This is a genomic window from Flavobacterium plurextorum (assembly GCF_002217395.1).
GTDB classification, from domain to species: domain Bacteria; phylum Bacteroidota; class Bacteroidia; order Flavobacteriales; family Flavobacteriaceae; genus Flavobacterium; species Flavobacterium plurextorum.
In genome coordinates this window covers 1-369 of record NZ_MUHD01000018.1, presented here as the reverse complement: position 1 = coordinate 369, position 369 = coordinate 1, and the positions used below count along the sequence as shown (strand labels likewise).

Here is a 369-nt window from a genome sequence, read left to right as displayed (position 1 = left end):
AGAACAATTTACATTCATCCAATACAAAGCCCCAGAGGGGTGACATATTTTCCATGTCACAAAAAACAATACTTATCTTACAAAATAAAAATTATTAACTAGTTTTACTGATCAATAATTTTGACAAAAAATGGCAAATACTTATTCTCAACTATATATTCATATTGTTTTTGCTGTAAAGGGTAGACAAAACTTAATTTCCAAAAAGAGCAAGGATGAAATTTATAAATATATCACTGGAATTATTACCCATCAAAAACAAAAACTGATTGCAATAAACGGAATGCCAGACCATATTCATATCTTAGTCGGAATAAAACCAAATATTTCAATATCAGATTTAGTGCGAGATATTAAATCAAGTTCATC

The 369-nt window shown here is 27.9% G+C and carries 1 protein-coding gene; it reads left to right on the top strand.

Going from position 1 to position 369, the window contains the following annotated elements:
- Positions 1–130 precede the first annotated feature (130 nt).
- On the top strand, positions 131–369 hold a 239-nt coding region (gene tnpA / locus B0A81_RS10485), incomplete at its 3' end, for an IS200/IS605 family transposase (RefSeq protein WP_123922177.1).